This is a genomic window from Amycolatopsis xylanica, from assembly GCF_900107045.1.
Taxonomy (GTDB): domain Bacteria; phylum Actinomycetota; class Actinomycetes; order Mycobacteriales; family Pseudonocardiaceae; genus Amycolatopsis; species Amycolatopsis xylanica.
Window position 1 is genome coordinate 311,749 of record NZ_FNON01000006.1, and the last position, 17,827, is coordinate 329,575.

Consider the following 17,827-nt stretch of genomic DNA (forward strand, 5'->3'; position numbering starts at 1 on the left):
CGCGCGCGAAGTCGATCGCGCGTCGGCCCCGAAGCGGCATCGGAAGCTACGTCCGGTGCGGTAGCCGCGAATCTTGTCGGACGCGCCGAGTAGCGTGGACTCCTGATGGACACCCTCTTCGATCTGCAACCCGAAACCCCGCGGCGGCACGCCGAGCTGCTCGACGACCTCAACGGCGCTCAGCGTGAGGCGGTGACGCACCACGGTGCGCCGCTGCTCGTCGTCGCGGGCGCAGGCTCCGGTAAGACCCGGGTGCTGACCAGGCGCATCGCGTACCTGCTGGCGGAGCGCCATGTGCATCCAGGGCAGATCCTCGCGATCACGTTCACCAACAAGGCCGCGGCGGAGATGCGGGACCGGGTGAACGAAATGGTCGGCAGGCGGGCCAACGCCATGTGGGTGTCGACCTTCCACTCCATGTGCGTGCGGATCCTGCGCCGTGAGGCCAAGACGCTCGACCTGACGTCGAACTTCTCCATCTACGACTCCGACGACACGAAGCGCCTCATCACGCTCGTGGCGCGGGATCTCGACATCGACCCCAAGCGCTATCCGGCGCGCACGCTCGCGATCCACATCTCGAACCTCAAGAACGAGCTGATCGACGCGGACGGCGCGGCTTCGCAGGCCGCCAACGATCTCGAGCGCCGCGTCGCCGAGGTGTACGCGGAGTACCAGCGCCGCCTGATCCAGGCCAAGGCGATGGACTTCGACGACCTGATCATGCGCACGGTCGAGCTGCTGCAGGTCTTCCCCGATGTCGCCGAGTACTACCGGCGCCGGTTCCGGCACGTCATGGTCGACGAGTACCAGGACACCAACCACGCGCAGTACACGCTGGTCCGTGAGCTGGTCGGGATCGAGACGACCGAGTCGGGCGTGCCGCCGGCCGAGCTGTGCGTGGTGGGTGACGCGGACCAGTCCATCTATGCCTTCCGCGGCGCCACCATCCGGAACATCGAAGAGTTCGAGCGCGACTTCACCGACGCGCGCACCATCCTGCTGGAGCAGAACTACCGCTCCACGCAGACGATCCTGTCCGCCGCGAACGCGGTCATCGCGCGTAACCCGAACCGGCGTGACAAGCGGCTGTGGACCGATTCCGGCGACGGCGAGAAGATCGTCGGCTACGTCGCGGACAATGACCACGACGAGGCCGCTTTCGTCGCGGGCGAGATCGACGCGCTCGCGGACAAGGGCGTCGCGAACTACTCGGACGTGGCGGTGTTCTACCGCACCAACAACCAGTCGCGGGTGTTCGAAGAGATCTTCATCAGGCTCGGCCTGCCGTACAAGGTCGTCGGTGGCGTGCGGTTCTACGAGCGCCGCGAGGTCAAGGACATGCTGGCGTACCTGAGGGTGCTGGCGAACCCGGAAGACACGGTGAGCCTGCGGCGCGTCCTCAACGTGCCCAAGCGCGGCATCGGCGACCGTGCCGAGGCCGTGGTCGCCACCTACGCCGAGCGCGAGCGGATCTCGTTCGCGCAGGCGTTGCGCGTGGCCGCGACCGGCGACATGCCGTTGATGAACCCGCGCTCCGGCAAGGCGATCACCGGGTTCGTCGAGCTGCTCGACGGACTCCGCGAGCTGGTCGACGACGGCCAGGAGGTCGCGGACGTGCTCGAGTCGGTACTCGACCGCACCGGTTACCGCACGGAGCTCGAAGAGTCCGACGACCCCCAGGACGCCTCCCGCGTCGAGAACCTGACCGAACTCGTCACCGTGGCAAGAGAATTCACCGAGTTCACGGTCGAGGTCGCCGCCGCGATCGCGAACGACGAGAACGCCGAGCTGGTCGAAGACGACGACGCCGGAGTGCCCGCCCCCGGGTCGCTCCCGGCCTTCCTGGAGCGCGTTTCACTGGTGGCGGACGCGGATTCCATCCCCGACCCCGACGGCGGCGACGACGCGGACGACGCCGGCGTGGTCACGCTGATGACCGTGCACACCGCGAAGGGCCTCGAATACCCGGTCGTGTTCTGCACCGGCTGGGAGGACGGGATCTTCCCGCACATGCGGGCCTTGGGTGACCCGACCGAGCTGGCGGAGGAGCGCCGCCTCGCGTACGTGGCCATCACCCGCGCCCGCGAGCGGCTCTATCTCTCGCGCGCGATGACGCGCTCCGCGTGGGGCCAGCCGATGAACAACCCGGCCTCCCGGTTCTTCGACGAGATCCCGGCCGAGCTGATCGACTGGCGCCGCGAGGAGCCGGTCTCGCGTGCCTTCGGCGGCACCGGCAACTTCGGTTCCCCGCGCGTGGCGACCACGTGGGGCAGCAAGCAGCGCTCGGAGTCCACGGGCTTCGGCGCGGCGCCCAACAAGAACTGGAAGGACACGGTCGCGCTCAAGCTGGAGGTCGGCGACCGCGTCAGCCACGACAAGTACGGCCTCGGCACGGTGCTCTCCTGCGACGGCACCGGCCCGCGTGCCACGGCCACCATCGACTTCGGTGGCTCCGGCAAGGTCCGGCTGATGCTCATCGGCTCCGTCCCGATGGTCAAGCTCTAAAACTCGCGTTGGGTCGTGAGTGATGCGGCCGGTTCTAACCGGCCAAAACACTCACGACCCCCGAGGGTCGGCACGCCCGACGGCCCTCCAGGTACGCGCGCCGACCGCTGAGGTCTTTTGCCGGGTTTGGCTGAGGAAGCAAGGGCGGCCCTTGTCACGCTAGAGGTGACAAGGGCCGCCCTTGTCACGTCCAGCTCGACCCCATCTGCCCGACCCTCGCCACGTGGGTTACGAACGGGGCTTTTGTTGCTGTGAGCGTGACAAAAGTGGCGTTCGTGCGGATCCCGGCGAGCATGCCTCCGCGTAGGACGCGGCACTCGCGACCCCAAAAGTGTCGGACCCCCTTGATACCTTGCGATCACCTGGTACGAGGGAGGGTTTTCAGTGGCAGAGGTGGCATTGCGGCCGATCGAGGACGCCGACCTCGACGCGATTTTCGAGCAGATGCGTGACCCCGAGTCGGTCCGGATGGCCGCGTTCACGGCCAAGGATCCCGACGACCGCGCGGCGTTCGACGCGCACATGGCGAAGATACGCAGCGCGCCAGGCGTCACCAACCGCGCGGTGACGCTCGACGGCCGTCTCGTCGGCACCATCGCGGCCTTCGTCATCGAGGGCGACACCGAGCTCACCTACTGGATCGACCGCTCGGTCTGGGGCCAGGGCGTCGCGGGCCGGGCGCTGGCCCTGCTGCTTGACCTCGTCCCCGTCCGGCCGTTGCACGCTCGGGCGGCCAGCGACAACGTTGGCTCGCTCAGGGTCCTGCAGAAGGCGGGCTTCGCGGTCGTCGGCACCGACGTCGGGTACGCGAACGCCAGGGGCGCCGAAATCGAGGAGACCATCCTGCGGCTGGACTGAGTTCCGGAAACTGTCGGACCCGCCGACTAGAATTCGAACAGAAGTTCGAATCATGGGGTACGCTGGGCAGGTCGGCGGCCCCTGGGAATCGGGGAGGGGTAACCGATGCGGGTGACGACGGGTTTCGGGGGATCGAGGCCGGGGTATATCAACGTCAGTGACGGGAAATGGGTCGGAGCGCGGGCGGGGGCTCGTGGTCCAGCTAGGACGTCGGGCTCGCCGCCTGGCGTGCGTAGACCGGGATGCAGGGGCCGGAAAACGCCGCACGCCGCGCCCTGGATGACGGGGCGCGGCGAGACGGCGAATATCGGAACGGCCAGGAACCTCTTACGTGAGGTTGATGCCCCGCGCGGAAAGCCACGGCAGCGGGTTGATCTTCTTGGTGCCGTTCTGCCAGACCTCGAAGTGCAGGTGCGGGCCGGTGGACTGGCCGCGGTTGCCGATCTCGGCGATCTGGTCGCCGCAGCCGACCTTCTGGCCCGCGCGTACCGAGAAGCTGTTCATGTGACCGTAGACGGTGACGGTGCCGTCGTCGTGCTGGATGCGCACCCACAGGCCGAAACCGCTGGCCGGGCCCGCTTCGATGACGGTGCCGGCGGCGGCGGCGTAGATCGGGGTGCCGATCGAGTTGGCGATGTCGACGCCGAGGTGGCTCGTGCCCCAGCGGGCGCCGAAACCTGAGGTGAAGGTGCCCTTGGCGGGCAGGCAGGTCTTGGGCTTGGCGGCCTCTTCGGCGGCCTTGCGGGCGGCGGCTTCACGCTTCTCGCGGGCCTGGGTGACCTGCTCGCTGTCGGCCAGCTTCTGCGCTTCGGCGGAGGGGTCGCTCAGGTGCGACGCCGGAAGCAGTTCGGGTGCGCCGCCGGTGGCCGCGCCGCCGAGCCCGAAGGCCGCGCTCGCGTCGGTGGCGTTCGCCAGCGGGGTGACCGCGGCGTCGGAATCAGTGGCACCGGCCGAGTTCAGCGTCTGGCCGGCCGCGGCTGCGGCGAAAGCGCCACAGGCGACAGCGGCAACGACGACACGACCGCGCAGAGCTGAGGAGGGAGGAGCAAGCCGGTGGGAACCCCGGACGCGAACGACGGCACCGTTCAGTGCGCCTTTCACAACCGGGGAAGGAGCTTGGCCGCCGGGGGAGCGGTGTGAAGCCAAGACGGGGCCTTCCGTGTTCGGGGAGTCAGGTTGGTCCAGAACACCGGGCGGGGGATCCCGGCTGAGCGACCTCGGGGGTGGTTGCTCGCTGTCCTTTTCGTGACCTGACTGTAATGGGGTTCGGGGGACAGTAACCAAGGGGCACCGTTCTGGGCAACATCTGCCCCGCGTGTCGGCTGAACGTGGAACGGCGTGCCGTGCTTGGACCAGTGGCTATTACGCAAAGTTGGGAGGGGGTTACATCGACTGGTGTGACTTACGTAACAGGGGTTCCCCTAGGGGCAACCGTATGAACGGACGGTTTGTGATGTCCGGGAGGCGAATAACCGGTTGCGTGGCGCGCCTTGCGGCACCCATGCCTGCCTCCGCGCGCGCGAGCGCGCGTACGCGGGTGTCCACACACCTGTGCGCATCCGAACGCCGCCGCGTCGCCGCACTGGGAAAGCCGGGCGACGCGTCGAGGTGCGTGGCGCGGCGTAGCCGTCCGGGTGCTTGCTAGCGTCTCCAGCCGATGCCGACCTCTGAAGCCGCTCAAGCCGAAGCCGCCGTGTCCACCCAGCCGAGGCCGGGAGCGCTGACCGTCGCGCTCGCGCTGTCCGCGGCCGCCACGGCCGCACTGGTGCTCGGCGCGCTGCTCCCCGTGGTGACCGGCGTGAGCGCCGGGTTCTCCGCCGGGCCGATGCTGATCATCCTGGCGCTGCTGCCGTTCGTGGCCGCTCTCGTCTTCACCTTCGAGCGCCGGTACGGCCTGGCCGCCGGGGTACTGCTCGGCGCCGCCGCGCTCGCACCCGGCCGCCTCGCGCTGGACATGCAGGTGCTCGCCGGCTCCCAGGACATCGTGCGGCCCGAGTACTACCTGCCGGGCCGGTACGACGATCCGCCGGTCGGCGTCGGCTTCTGGGTGCTGCAGGCCGGGTTCCTGCTGACCATCGCCGCCGGGTACACCGCCAACCGGGTCGCGCAGGACGAGGCCGACGCGCTCGGCGCGATCCCGGCCCGGCGCTGGTGGCAGCTGCTCGCGCCGTTCCCGGCGATCTGGGCGGCCGTCGGCCTGGTGATGCCGCCGGTCGGCTCGGCCAACGTCTTCCTCTTGTCCCACTCGGCGTTCGAGTCGCCCGCCTTCGTGCTCGCCGGTTACCTGTTGCTCGGCGTCGGCGTCATCGTGGCCGCTTCGGTCGCGCTGACGCTGGTGCCCGAGGTCGGCGCGGGCGTGCTCGTCGGGCTCGCCGCCGGGCTGCTCGGCGTGGTCGTGCCCAGCGTGGTGTCCGGGCTGGTGGTCGACAAGCTTTCGCTGAGCGCGGGCCCGGTGCTCGTGCTCGTCGCCGCCTTCGGGCTGCTGGCTACGGCTCTGCTGCTCGCGCTCACCTTCCGCAAGGCGGGCGAGCTGCCATCCGAGGCGAAGGTGCCCGGACTGTCGCTGTGGCGCCGGGTGACCGGCGCGCTGGGCGTGCTCACCGCCGCGCTGGCCGTCGCGGGCTGCCTGGCGCCCGTGGTTGTCGCCGAAGCCGGGTTCACCGCGGCGCACAGCCCGGTCCGCTGGCTGCTGCTCATCGCGGGCGTGCTGACCGGAGTGCTCGCGCTGGTGCCGGTCGCGCGGCCCGCGCTTTCGGTGGCCTGGGCCGGAGTCGTGCTCACCGGCGCGGCCGTGCTCGCCACGCCGGTCGCGGCGACACAGGTGGCCGGCGCGTTCACCATCGGGCCTGGCGTCGTGCTGACCAGCCTCGCGATGTTCGCCGCCGCGGCGACGGCCGTCGCCTCCGTCGTCACCGGCGTCGTCGAGCGTGAAGAGGCCGAGGAGCTCGACAGGCCCGCGCTCGGACCGGCGCTGGCCGTCCCGCTGGCGCTGGCCGGGGTGCTCGCCGTGCTCACGTTCGCGATCCCGGTCGTCAGTGCGCCCGATTACGTCGCACCCGGTCTCTTCGCGAGCTTCGATGTCTCCTCGTGGGGTCTGCTCGCCGGACTGGCCGCCGTGGTGGGCGCCGTCGCGTTCGCGGTGCGCAGCAGGCCTGCCAAGGGCGCGGTGCTGCTGCTCGGCGCCGCCGCCGTCGTCGTGCTGCGCGTGGCCGAGTTGCCGTTCCTCAGCGGCAAGATCGAGGGCGCGCACGCCGGCCTCGGTTTCTGGTTCGGGCTTCTCTGTCTCATCGGGCTGATCGTCGCGGCCGGTCTCTCGGCGCGGAGCGCGAAGTGATCCGTGTCGTGCTGGTCGAGTTCGGCGAACCCTGTGTGGAATTGGCCCGGCTGCTGCGTGACGCGGGCGTCGAGGTCGTCTACACCGGCGAACTGACCACTGTGGACCAGATCGTCCGGACCGCCGAACAGGAGGATCCGGACGTACTGGGTGTCGCGGTCGGCGCGGGGCGGCGACTTGACGGACTGGCCGAGTCGATCGGCGCTGTGCGGCTGTTCACGATCGGGTCACCCGAAGGCGCCGAAACCCGCTTCGAAACGGCGGAAGAGGCCGTGAAGTGGGTGGACTCACACCGGTAAACCGCGTCTCGTGACCGAGTTCACCAGGTGCGGAGTCCCCTGCTTCTCCGCAGGTCGCTAACCTCATCTGGTCCGACAGCAGCAGCGGTTCGGGTAGCCCGGACCAACACAGTGGCGTGTCGTCAGGAGACTGGAGTAGTGGACCTCTACGAGTACCAGGCGAGGGATCTCTTCGCCGCCCATGGTGTACCGGTTCTGCCGGGTGCCGTGGCCAACACCCCCGAAGAAGCCAAGGCTGCCGCGGAGCAGATCGGCAACCAGGTCGTCGTCAAGGCCCAGGTGAAGACCGGTGGCCGTGGCAAGGCGGGCGGCGTCAAGCTCGCCCAGACCCCCGATGAGGCCGCCGAGAAGGCGGAAGCCATCCTCGGCCTCGACATCAAGGGCCACATCGTGCACCGCGTGCTGGTGGCGGAGGCCTCGGACATCGCGTCCGAGTACTACTTCTCCTTCCTGCTTGACCGTGCCAACCGGACCTTCCTCGCGATGGCGTCCGCCGAGGGCGGCGTCGAGATCGAGCAGCTCGCCGTCGAGCGCCCCGAGGCGCTCGCCAAGATCCCCGTCGACGCGATCGCCGGTGTGGACAAGGCGAAGGCGCTGGAGATCCTGACCGCGGGCAAGTTCCCGGCCGAGATCATCGACGAGGCCGCCGACGTCGTCGTCAAGCTCTGGGAGACCTTCGTCTCCGAGGACGCGACGCTGGTCGAGGTCAACCCGCTGGTCCGCGACCCGCAGGACAAGATCATCGCCCTCGACGGCAAGGTCACCTTGGACGAGAACGCCGGCTTCCGGCACCCCGACCACGAGGCCCTCGTCGACAAGCAGGCCGAGAACCCCCTCGAGGCGAAGGCCAAGGCCTCGGACCTCAACTACGTCAAGCTCGATGGCCAGGTCGGCATCATCGGCAACGGCGCGGGGCTCGTCATGTCCACTTTGGACGTTGTCGCCTACGCGGGTGAGAAGCACGGCGGCGTCAAGCCTGCCAACTTCCTCGACATCGGTGGCGGCGCCTCGGCGCAGGTCATGGCGGCCGGTCTGGACGTCATCCTCAACGACACCGACGTCAAGAGCGTCTTCGTGAACGTCTTCGGTGGCATCACCGCGTGCGACGCGGTCGCCAACGGCATCGTCGAAGCGCTGAAGATCCTCGGCGACGAGGCGACCAAGCCGCTGGTGGTCCGGCTCGACGGCAACAACGTCGAAGAAGGCCGCCGCATTCTGGCGGAGGCCAACCACCCGTTGGTGACCGTCGTGGACACCATGGACAACGCGGCCGACAAGGCCGCCGAGCTCGCTGCGGCAGGTGCGTGACATGTCGATCTTCCTGACCGAGAACAGCAAGGTCATCGTCCAGGGCCTCACCGGCTCCGAGGGCATGAAGCACGCCACGAAGATGCTGAAGTCCGGCACCAACATCGTGGGTGGCGTCAACGCCCGCAAGGCGGGCACGACCGTCACCATCGAGGGCAAGGACCTCAAGGTCTTCGGCACCGTCGAAGAGGCCATCAAGGAGACCGGCGCCGACGTGTCGGTCGTCTTCGTGCCGCCGAAGTTCGCCAAGGACGCGGTCGTCGAGGCCATCGACGCCGAGATCGGCCTCGCCGTGGTCATCACCGAGGGCATCCCGGTGCACGACTCGGCCTACTTCTGGGCGCACGCGGTCGCCAAGGGCAACAAGACCCGCATCATCGGGCCGAACTGCCCCGGCGTGATCAGCCCCGGCAAGTCGAACGCGGGCATCATCCCGGCCGACATCTCGGGCCCCGGCAAGATCGGCCTCGTGTCGAAGTCGGGCACGCTGACCTACCAGATGATGTACGAGCTGCGCGAGATCGGTTTCTCGACGGCCGTCGGCATCGGTGGCGACCCGGTCATCGGCACCACGCACATCGACGCGCTCGCCGCGTTCCAGGATGACCCCGAGACCGAGGTCATCGTGATGATCGGTGAGATCGGTGGCGACGCGGAAGAGCGCGCGGCCGACTACATCAAGGCCAACGTGACCAAGCCGGTCGTCGGCTACGTCGCGGGCTTCACCGCGCCGGAGGGCAAGACCATGGGTCACGCCGGCGCGATCGTCTCGGGTTCGTCCGGCACCGCCGCCGCCAAGAAGGAGGCCCTCGAGGCCGCCGGCGTCAAGGTGGGCAAGACCCCGAGCGAGACCGCCGAGCTGGCGCGCGAGATCTACAAGGCTCTGCACGCCTGATCCAGGCTGACTGAAAAGGGCCGGACACCTCTCCTGGTGTCCGGCCCTTTTATGCCCGAGCAAGTGGCTAAGCAACTTAGCCACTTTGCTACGCTGGACGCATGGTTGATTCCGAGAAACTCGAAGCGCACCTGGCCGGGATGCAGCGTCAGATGTCGGACATGCAGTGCGACGCCACCACCGCGCGAGTGCTGGCGGTGGCGGCGGATCGCGATGTGTCCGAGTGCCGGGGGACGCTGGCCGCGCACACCCGTGTGCTCAGCGACCTCAGCCAGACGCAGGCCGAGCACCTCAAGGAGACGCGCGCCTTCGAGACGAAGATGAGCATCTTCGAGGCCCGGTCGCGGTCCGCCCAGCTCGAGACGACGCTCTACCAGGCGGACGTCCGCGCCCAGCTCGCCAAGATCGACCAGGGCATGGCCGAACTCGCCGCCCTCCTGCGCACGGTCATCGGCAAACAAGGGTCGTGAGTGTTCGGGCCGGTTAGAACCGGCCATGCCACTCACGACCCCAGGGTGGGCGGGGACACGGGGCGGGGTTGGGAAAGGGCTCACTTGGCGGGGTGGGGTTTTGTACGGTGGAAAGTGCAACCGATCGGGTGAACGCGGCGTCTTACACCCGAAACCGCGGGTGACCGCGGGTGCGCTAGCGTTTCCCCACATCACAGGCGCCTCGTTTGTCCCGGGTGTACCGCCTGCTCCCGGGGCGCCGGTCTTCAATGACAGGAGTGAGCTCGGATGACCTTCCCCAGCGGTGGGCCTGGCTACCCCCAACAGGGTGGCGCCCAGCCCCACCAGCCCGCACCGAACACGGGCGGATTCCCTCCTCAGGCGCCGCCGCCCTCGGCACCCGCCTCGGCGGAGAACCCGGTGAACCTCGGTCTGCTGCTCGCGTTGGCGGTCGCCCTTCTCGGCCTGGTCCAGTACTTCATCGGCTTCTCGGACGAGGCCACCGGTGTGGACTCGATGACGAGGTACCTGCTCGTCGGTGGTCTGCTCGCCGGGCTGTACGCGCTGCCCAAGGCGCCGAGGGTTCTCCCGTTCGCGGCCCTGTTCAGCGTGATAGGCGCGCTGGGAACGCTGGACCTGGTCATCCAGGTCCCCTCCGACCGGACCATGCCGGGCATCATCACGGTGATCCTGATCCTCGGCATCCTGCAGATGCTGATCGCGGTCGCGGCGCTGCTGTTCGAGCACGGTGTCCTCAAGCTGCCGGCGCCGAAGCCCGCCGCGCCGCAGGGCCCGTACGGCCAGCCCTACGGTCAGCAGTTCGGTCACCAGCCGCCGCAGTTCCAGCAGGGCCCGCCGCAGCAGCAACAGCACCAGCCGCCGACCGGCGCGCAGCCGCAGCAGCCGTCGTCCGGCCCGCAGGGCACGCAGTTCAACCCGCCGGTCGCGCCGCCGTCGGGCCCCGGCTCCGGCGCCACCACCTACGCGCCGCAGCAGGGTCAGTTCTTCTCCTCCGAGCCGACCCAGGCCACCCCGCCGCCGTCCTCGCCCGGCACCCCGCCCGGCGGATTCGGCGAGCCCAAGTAAGGCCCTGAACTGGGAAGACCACCCGCGGTGACGCTCTGTGTCACCGCGGGTGTTTTCTTTTCCGGATTGACCCGTCCGAGTGGGCGTGCTCTCACATCCGCCTGGCCGGGCGGCGTGTCTCACCCGGTCGGCGCAACCCGGGTGTCAGTGTGCCGATCATGGCGGAACTGCTCACCCCCGAGGCCGATGAGTGGTCCGACGTCGACGAGCCCGTCGCCGAACCGTCGCCGTCGGCGCGGCTGCGGGTGCTGCTCTTCGCCGCGCTCGCCCCGCTCATCACCGGCTACGCGCTGGTCGCGACGCTGCTCGCGCTGATCACCGTCACCGCCGAGCGCGCGCGGTTCACCGTGATCGGCGTGGTGCTCTCCGCCGGACCGGGCTGGCTCGCCTCGTACCAGGTCCCGATCGACATCGGCGGCAAACCGCTCGGCGTGCTGCCGCTGCTGCCGACCATCGGGCTCGCCGTGCTCAACGCGCGCACCGCGGGCGGCGCCGCGCAACGGCTCGGGCTCCGCTCGCCGCGTGAGGCCGTGCCGGTCGTCGTGGTGATCGGGTTCGCGCACGCGACGTTCGGTGTGCTCATCGCCTTGATCGCCGACGGCAAGCAGATCGGGGTCAACGCGTTCACCGCGTTCGCCGTTCCCGGGTTGTTCGCCGCCGTGGCCGCGATCGCCGGGCTGGCCAAACGCTGCGGGATGGTCGAAGCCGTCGCCGAGTACGTCGATCCACTGGCGCTGCGCGGCCTGCGAGCGGGCGCGCTGGGGATGGCCGCGCTGCTCGCCGCGGGCGCGGTGACGTGCACGCTCAGTCTCGCGCTGTCCTGGTCCACTGTGGACGATCTGTTCGAGCCCGCGTTCGGCAGCAGTCTCGGGCTGTTCCTGCTCTCGCTCGGCTACCTGCCGAACGCGATCGTGGCCGCGCTGTCGTTCGCGTCCGGGCCCGGTTTCTCGTTCGGCGCCGTGACGGTGACGCCGTTCGGTTTCAACGGCGGCGCGGTGCCCGGCGTGCCGCTGCTCGGCGGGATCCCCGAGCACCACGCGGTGTGGTGGCCGGTGCTGATGCTGCTGCCCGCCGCGGCGGGCGCGCTCGTCGGCTGGTCGGTGCGCAAGATCGACGACGACCCGGTCGCCCGGCTGCGCACGGTCGGCGTCGCGGGCGCGATCGTCGGCTTCGGCTGCGTCGTGCTGGGGACGCTGGCGGGCGGGCGGCTCGGGCACGGGCCGTTCGATCCGGTGAGCGTGCCGGTCGGGATCGCCTCGGTGGTCGCGTTCGCCTGGATCGTGATCCCGGGCTGCTTCGTCGCGTTCTTCGCCGGTCCGCATTCGCCGCCCGCCGCGCCCAGCGAGGTCATGGGTGTCGAGACGGAGGAGACGGCCGAGGAGACCGTCGAAGCCACTGACGAACTCGAAGAGTCAGAAGAGCTTGAGAAGCCCGAAGAGGCCGAAGACGTCGACGAGACCGAGACGCCTGAGGTGCCCGAGGAACCTGAGGTGCCTGAGGCACTCGAAGAACCAGAAGAGCCCGAAGAGTCTGACGCACCCGAAGCATCTGAAGCGCCCGAAGCCGACGAAGCACCCAGCGAGCCGGAGCCTGCCGAGGCCGTCGCCGCCGTGACGGAAACCACTGAAGAATCCGAGCCCGCACCGGCCGATCAAGATCAACAGCCGGACCGTTAGAGTGCGTGTGACCTGGTGAATCGCCGCGCGCCCGAGTGCGCGCGGCCCCGGCAAGGAGATTGTCCTGGCTAGTCGGTTGGACCTGCCCTCGCCGGTGAAGATCGTGGTGCTGGCCTCCGGTTCCGGCACCCTGCTGCAGGCGCTGCTCGACGCCGTCGCCGCCAATGACTATCCCGCCAAGGTGGTCGCGGTCGGCGCCGACCGCACCGGGATCGAGGCGCTCGCCAGGGCCGAGCGCGCGCACGTGCCGTCGTTCACCGTGCGGGTCGCCGACCACCCTGACCGCGACGCGTGGGACAAGGCGCTCACCGAGGCGGTCGCCGCGTACTCGCCGGATCTGGTCGTCTCGGCCGGGTTCATGAAGATACTCGGCGCCGAGTTCCTCGCCAGGTTCCCGAACCGCGTGATCAACACGCACCCAGCACTACTGCCCGCGTTCCCCGGCATGCACGCGGTCGCCGACGCGCTCGAACTCGGCGTCAAGGTCACCGGCTCGACCGTGCACTTCGTGGACTCCGGTGTGGACACCGGCCCGATCATCGCCCAGGAGGCGGTGCTCGTGGAGCCCGAGGACGACGAAGCCGTGCTGCACGAACGCATCAAGGCCGTGGAACGCAGGCTGCTGGTGGAAACGATCGCAAAGCTCGGCCGCCGCGGCTGCGCTGTCGAAGGACGAAAGGTGATTTTCTCGTGAGCACTGGACTGCGCCCTGTTCGGCGTGCGCTGATCGGCGTCTCGGACAAAGCCGGCCTGCTGGAGCTCGCGACCGGGCTGCACGCCGCGGGCGTCGAGATCGTCTCGACCGGCGGCACCGCGAAGGTCATCGCCGACGCGGGCGTGCCGGTCACCCCGGTCGAAGAGGTCACCGGGTTCCCCGAGTCGCTCGACGGCCGCGTGAAGACGCTGCACCCGCGCGTGCACGCCGGGCTGCTGGCCGACATGGACCGGCCGGAGCACGTCGAGCAGCTCAAGCAGCTCGACATCGCGCCGTTCGACCTGCTCGTGGTCAACCTGTACCCGTTCACCCAGACCGTCGCCTCGGGCGCGAGCCCTGAGGACTGCGTCGAGAACATCGACATCGGCGGCCCCGCGATGGTCCGCGCGGCCGCGAAGAACCACGGCTCGGTGGCCGTCGTCGTCGACCCGGCGCGCTACGAGTGGGTGCTCGACCGCGTGAAGAGCGGCGGCTTCGAACTCGCCGACCGCAAGCGGCTCGCGGCGCAGGCGTACGCGCACACCGCCGCGTACGACACGGCCGTCGCGTCCTGGTTCGCCAGCGCGTACGCGCCCGCCGACGACTCCGGCTTCCCCGACTTCCTCGGCGGGACCTGGGAGCGCGGCGACGTACTGCGCTACGGCGAGAACCCGCACCAGAAGGCCGCGCTGTACAAGAACATCCACGGCGGCCTCGCGCACGCGGAGCAGCTGCACGGCAAAGCCATGTCGTACAACAACTACGTCGACACCGACGCCGCACGCCGCGCCGCGTACGACTTCAGCGAGCCAGCGGTGGCGATCATCAAGCACGCCAACCCGTGCGGTATCGCGGTCGGCGCGGACATCGCCGAGGCGCACCGCAAGGCGCACGCCTGTGACCCGGTTTCGGCCTACGGCGGCGTGATCGCCACGAACCGGCCGGTGACGCTGGCCGCGGCCGAGCAGATCGCCGAGATCTTCACCGAGGTCGTGCTCGCGCCCGACTTCGACGCCGACGCGCTGGAAGTGTTGTCCCGCAAGAAGAACATCCGCCTGCTGAAGCTGGCGGACGCGGCGGGCCTCGGCATCGAGCTGCGGCCGATCTCCGGCGGTGTGCTGCTGCAGACCAGCGACCAGATCGACGCGCCAGGGGACAGCCCGGCCAACTGGACGCTCGCCTGCGGCACGGCCGCCGACGAGAAGACGCTGGCCGACCTCGAGTTCGCGTGGCGCTCGGTGCGCGCGGTGAAGTCCAACGCGATCCTGCTCGCCGACGACGGCGCCACCGTCGGCGTCGGCATGGGCCAGGTCAACCGGGTCGACTCGTCGCGCCTCGCGGTGCAGCGCGCCGGTGACCGCGCCAAGGGCTCGGTCGCGGCCTCGGACGCGTTCTTCCCGTTCCCCGACGGTCTCGAGGTGCTCCTCGAAGCCGGCGTCCGCGCCGTCGTGCAGCCTGGTGGTTCGGTGCGCGACGATGTGGTGATCGCCGCGGCGGAGGCCGCCGGGGTGACCCTGTACCTGACCGGGACGCGTCACTTCGCGCACTGAGATTCGAAACTGGGGGAACAGTGTCGTATCCGCCGCAGCAACAACCGGGCTGGGGTCCGCCTCAGCAGCAGCCCTGGCCCGGTTACGGCTACCAGCAGCAGCGTCCGCCCAAGAAGAAGCGGACGGGGCTGTGGATCTCGCTGTCCATTGTGTTCGTGCTGCTGGCGGCCGGCATTCCGCTGGGGCTGTTCGCCAAGGACTACTTCGCCTCGGTGGGTGTCGCGGCGAACTCGCCGTCGCCGCGCGGCGAATGCATGGTCAAGACCGAAGGGCTGCTGGAGCGGCTTTACACGCCCACGCCGACCGGGCCGTCCGAAGAGGCGTCCGTCGGCATTGGGGAGAACGCTGGCAAGCGCTACGGCTGCAGCTGGCGGCCGATGAAGAGCGAGCACATCCACGATCGCCAGCTGTCGGTCATCGTGTTCAAGTACCCCAGGCCGGAACTGGCGCAGGGTGACTTCAAGCTCAAGGTGAGCCCGTACAAGAAGCAGCTGACGATTCCCGGGATCGGCGACGACTCGATCCTGGAATCACTCGACACCGACAGTTCGTTCAGCGGCGCCGAGCTGATGTTCGTTCGTGGCACGTACTACGTCGACATCATCTACAAGGGCTGGGACAAGACGTTCTTCAGCACCGAGCCGATCCCCTCGGACGAGTCGGTGGCCGCGGTGAAGGATGTCGCGAACGATCTGCTGATCGAACGCGTCAGGTGAGCTTGGCGAGCAGCTCCTTGGTCAGGTCGGTGGCGGCGCGGATGGCGTCGGCCTCGTCGCACCCGGACTTGCCGAAGAAGCCCTTGTCGAAGCCCGCGTAGCCGACGGACGCGGTGGAGTTACCCGCCCTGACGATGATCTGCGCGCGGGTGGTGTCGCCGCCGTCGACCGAGATCATCGCCTGGTCGCCGAGGCCGGGAAGCGGCTTCGACCGGCTGGCGTACCCCCTGGTCAGCTCGGCCCAGTGCTCGTCCGCCTTCGCGGGCGTTGGCGAGTGGCGCGCGGAGACGTAGAAGTTGCGGTCACGGTTGTCGGCGGTGCCCTGCAACGTGAAGTAGGTGCATTCGACGAAGCGGGTGCCGTCGCTGCCCATGCCGTCGGTGCCTCGGGCGGCGTTGGTGGCGTCGATCCGCTGAAGCAGGGCCGGAGTGAACGCACAGGCGCCTTCCACCGGCGCGTTCGCCGCCGGCACGCCGCCCGGGATGTTGAGATCGATCAGCCGCCACGTCACGACCCCGGCGGCCAGCAGCGTCACGAAGGACGCGCCGATGATCGCGAAGACCAGGCCGACGCGGCTTTTGCGGCGCGGCGGGTAGTAGTACGGCTGCCCGTATTGCTGCATGTTCGTGCCCCCATTCTGCTGCCGCAGTATGGCATTGTCGCTGGTATGAAGGCGCTCGAAAGAGCCAAAAGCGCGGTGCGGCTGATCCGGGATCCGTTCACCGGTTACCCGGAGCTGTACCGCCGATTCGGGCCGGTCAGCGAGATCGGGCCGTATGTGAACCTGCTCGGACCGGAGGCGAACAAGTTCGTCTTCGCCAACGCCGAGCTGTTCAGCTGGCGTGGCGCGTTCGAGCCGCTCATCCCGGTCGACGGCGAGACGGCGCTGATCGTCAGCGACGGCGAGGACCACCAGCGCAGGCGACGGCTCGTCACGCCCGCCTTCAGCCGCGCGCGGATCGCCGGCTACGAGAAGACGATGGCCGCGCACGCCGATCGGGTGATCGACACCTGGCGCCCGGGTTCGGTCGTCGACGTCTACCCCGAGTTCCGGACCGCGATCCGGCGCGCCACGATCGAGGTCCTGTTCGGACCGGTGCTCGCGGCCGACGAACCGGCGCTCGGCCGCGACCTCCAGATCGCGCTCGACCTGCTCGACCAGAGCCCGCTTCTGCAGCAGGCGCAACGGTTCCTGCCGTCGTACCGGCGAGCCGTCGCGGCCCGCGCGCGCGTCGAGGCGAAGGTGCGGGCGGAGATGGCGCGCGACCGTTCGAGCGACGACGTGCTCGGCGCGCTGCTGGGTTCCGGACTGTCCGATGTGGAGATCGTCGATCAGGTGATCTCGCTGATCGCGGCCGGGTACGAGACAACGAGCGCGGCGATGGCGTGGGCGGTGCGCGCGTCGCTGATGCATCCAGGTGAGTCCTCTTTGGACGATCTGGTGTCGGAGACGTTGCGGCTGTATCCGCCCGCGGTGATCAGCCTGCGCAAGACCGTGCGGGAGTTCACTTACGAGGGACATCGCGTGCGTGCCGGGCGATTCGTGGTTTACAGCCCGTTCGTGACGCATCGGCTCGAAGAGGTCTGGCCGGATCCGCTGCGCTTCGACCCGAGCCGCTGGGAGACGCGGAAACCGGGGCCGCACGAGTACCTGCCGTTCGGCGGTGGCCCGCATCGGTGCGTCGGCTCGCATTTCGCTCTCACAGAGCTGCGGGCGATGCTCGCGCGGCTGCGGCTGCGTACTTCGCTGGAGTTGCTGGACGACGCGTTCAAGCCGACCTCGCTGGCCGCGATGCGGCCCCGCGACGGCGTGCGCGTGCGGGTGCTCGCGGTCAGCTGATCAGGTGCGCGATCAGGTCTTCCTGGTGGTCGTAGGGGACTTCTTCGGGCAGTAGCGCGGCGGCGGCGTCGAGGTCGCCGGCGCGGACGAGCGCGTGGATCTCGTGGGCGAGCGGGGTCACGTCGGTGATGGCGACCGTCCACTCGTCGGCGTAGCGGCGCGCGGCCTCGCCGGAAAGGCCCAGCTGCAGCGAGCGGAAGTCACGCGGCCCGAGCCGGAGCGTGCGCTCGGGGTCCCATTGGACGCGCGCGGGTGCTTGCCGGAGCCGGCGTTTCCAGGTGGCGGCGTCGGTGTGCAGTGCCCGGTCGTAGTGGGACAGGCAGGCATTGCGCAGTGCCCATTCGAAGCCCTCGCGGGTGATTTCGACGGCGAGCACGGTCTCCTGGCCTTCCTTGGTGCCCCAGCCGCAGCGGTACATCATCCAGAGGAACGACGGCTTGATCCAGGTCATCCGGTCGCGCTTCCACTCCGGCGGGAAGCGGTTGTCGCGCGCCGCGGGCAGGCCGAGGTGCGGGCCGTACGCCTGGTAGACGGTGACCGTGGTGGCCGTCTGCTTCGCGCGGATCTGATATTTCGGGTTTTCCATGGCGCTCAGCTTGACGGGGATCGAGTGT

Annotated in this window: 16 protein-coding genes; 13 read left to right on the forward strand and 3 right to left on the reverse strand. The window is 69.3% G+C overall.

Going from position 1 to position 17,827, the window contains the following annotated elements:
- Positions 1–105: 105 nt before the first annotated feature.
- Together pcrA and BLV57_RS28215 are read left to right on the forward strand one after the other, a co-directional pair.
- The gene (pcrA, locus tag BLV57_RS28210) at positions 106–2,508 is read left to right on the forward strand and encodes a DNA helicase PcrA (RefSeq protein ID WP_091293802.1); all 2,403 of its coding nucleotides are present in this window, start codon (positions 106–108) and stop codon (positions 2,506–2,508) included.
- 384 nt (positions 2,509–2,892) lie between these two features.
- On the forward strand, positions 2,893–3,366 hold the full coding sequence (locus BLV57_RS28215) for a GNAT family N-acetyltransferase (protein WP_091293804.1): 474 nt from the start codon (positions 2,893–2,895) through the stop codon (positions 3,364–3,366).
- Positions 3,367–3,693: 327 nt separating this feature from the next.
- On the opposite strand, the gene BLV57_RS28220 is transcribed toward BLV57_RS28215, so the two are convergent.
- Positions 3,694–4,467, reverse strand: a complete 774-nt coding sequence (locus BLV57_RS28220) for a M23 family metallopeptidase (RefSeq protein WP_245757548.1) — start codon at positions 4,465–4,467, stop codon at positions 3,694–3,696.
- Between the two features lie 556 nt (positions 4,468–5,023).
- Here BLV57_RS28220 and BLV57_RS28225 point away from each other — a divergent pair.
- The 10 genes from BLV57_RS28225 (at position 5,024) to BLV57_RS28270 (ending at position 15,373) form a co-directional block, all read left to right on the forward strand.
- Positions 5,024–6,700, forward strand: coding sequence for a hypothetical protein (locus tag BLV57_RS28225; protein WP_143047165.1), 1,677 nt, complete (start codon positions 5,024–5,026; stop codon positions 6,698–6,700).
- Positions 6,697–6,999, forward strand: a complete 303-nt coding sequence (locus BLV57_RS28230) for a hypothetical protein (protein WP_245757549.1) — start codon at positions 6,697–6,699, stop codon at positions 6,997–6,999. The genes BLV57_RS28225 and BLV57_RS28230 overlap by 4 nt, the downstream gene beginning before the upstream one ends.
- 138 nt (positions 7,000–7,137) lie before the next feature.
- Positions 7,138–8,307, forward strand: a complete 1,170-nt coding sequence (gene sucC, locus BLV57_RS28235) for an ADP-forming succinate--CoA ligase subunit beta (RefSeq protein ID WP_091293807.1) — start codon at positions 7,138–7,140, stop codon at positions 8,305–8,307.
- A gap of 1 nt (position 8,308) precedes the next feature.
- Complete coding sequence (gene sucD, locus BLV57_RS28240; RefSeq protein ID WP_091293809.1) at positions 8,309–9,202, forward strand: succinate--CoA ligase subunit alpha; 894 nt, start codon at positions 8,309–8,311, stop codon at positions 9,200–9,202.
- A 101-nt stretch (positions 9,203–9,303) separates the two neighbouring features.
- The gene (locus BLV57_RS28245) at positions 9,304–9,672 is read left to right on the forward strand and encodes a hypothetical protein (RefSeq protein ID WP_091293811.1); all 369 of its coding nucleotides are present in this window, start codon (positions 9,304–9,306) and stop codon (positions 9,670–9,672) included.
- Between the two features lie 267 nt (positions 9,673–9,939).
- Positions 9,940–10,737 carry a DUF5336 domain-containing protein gene (locus BLV57_RS28250; protein WP_091293813.1) on the forward strand — a complete coding sequence of 266 codons (798 nt, stop codon included), beginning with the start codon at positions 9,940–9,942 and terminating at the stop codon, positions 10,735–10,737.
- A gap of 158 nt (positions 10,738–10,895) precedes the next feature.
- Positions 10,896–12,413: a cell division protein PerM gene (locus BLV57_RS28255; RefSeq protein WP_091294243.1), complete on the forward strand. Its 1,518-nt coding sequence runs from the start codon at positions 10,896–10,898 to the stop codon at positions 12,411–12,413.
- 76 nt (positions 12,414–12,489) lie between these two features.
- Positions 12,490–13,107, forward strand: coding sequence for a phosphoribosylglycinamide formyltransferase (gene purN, locus BLV57_RS28260; RefSeq protein WP_091293815.1), 618 nt, complete (start codon positions 12,490–12,492; stop codon positions 13,105–13,107).
- The gene (purH, locus tag BLV57_RS28265) at positions 13,104–14,657 is read left to right on the forward strand and encodes a bifunctional phosphoribosylaminoimidazolecarboxamide formyltransferase/IMP cyclohydrolase (protein ID WP_091293817.1); all 1,554 of its coding nucleotides are present in this window, start codon (positions 13,104–13,106) and stop codon (positions 14,655–14,657) included. The genes purN and purH overlap by 4 nt, the downstream gene beginning before the upstream one ends.
- A 20-nt stretch (positions 14,658–14,677) precedes the next feature.
- On the forward strand, positions 14,678–15,373 hold the full coding sequence (locus BLV57_RS28270) for a hypothetical protein (RefSeq protein WP_091293819.1): 696 nt from the start codon (positions 14,678–14,680) through the stop codon (positions 15,371–15,373).
- Here BLV57_RS28270 and BLV57_RS28275 read toward each other — a convergent pair.
- A complete protein-coding gene (locus BLV57_RS28275) occupies positions 15,366–15,995 on the reverse strand; it encodes a hypothetical protein (protein WP_091293821.1) in 630 nt (209 codons plus the stop codon). The two genes, BLV57_RS28270 and BLV57_RS28275, sit on opposite strands and share 8 nt — an antisense overlap.
- 45 nt (positions 15,996–16,040) lie before the next feature.
- Here BLV57_RS28275 and BLV57_RS28280 point away from each other — a divergent pair, with 45 nt between their 5' ends.
- Positions 16,041–17,213: a cytochrome P450 gene (locus BLV57_RS28280; protein ID WP_091293823.1), complete on the forward strand. Its 1,173-nt coding sequence runs from the start codon at positions 16,041–16,043 to the stop codon at positions 17,211–17,213.
- Here the strand turns inward: BLV57_RS28280 and BLV57_RS28285 are convergent.
- Positions 17,206–17,799 (reverse strand): DUF4291 domain-containing protein, encoded by a 594-nt coding sequence (locus tag BLV57_RS28285; RefSeq protein WP_091293825.1) that lies wholly within the window; start codon positions 17,797–17,799, stop codon positions 17,206–17,208. The two genes, BLV57_RS28280 and BLV57_RS28285, sit on opposite strands and share 8 nt — an antisense overlap.
- Positions 17,800–17,827: the final 28 nt, after the last annotated feature.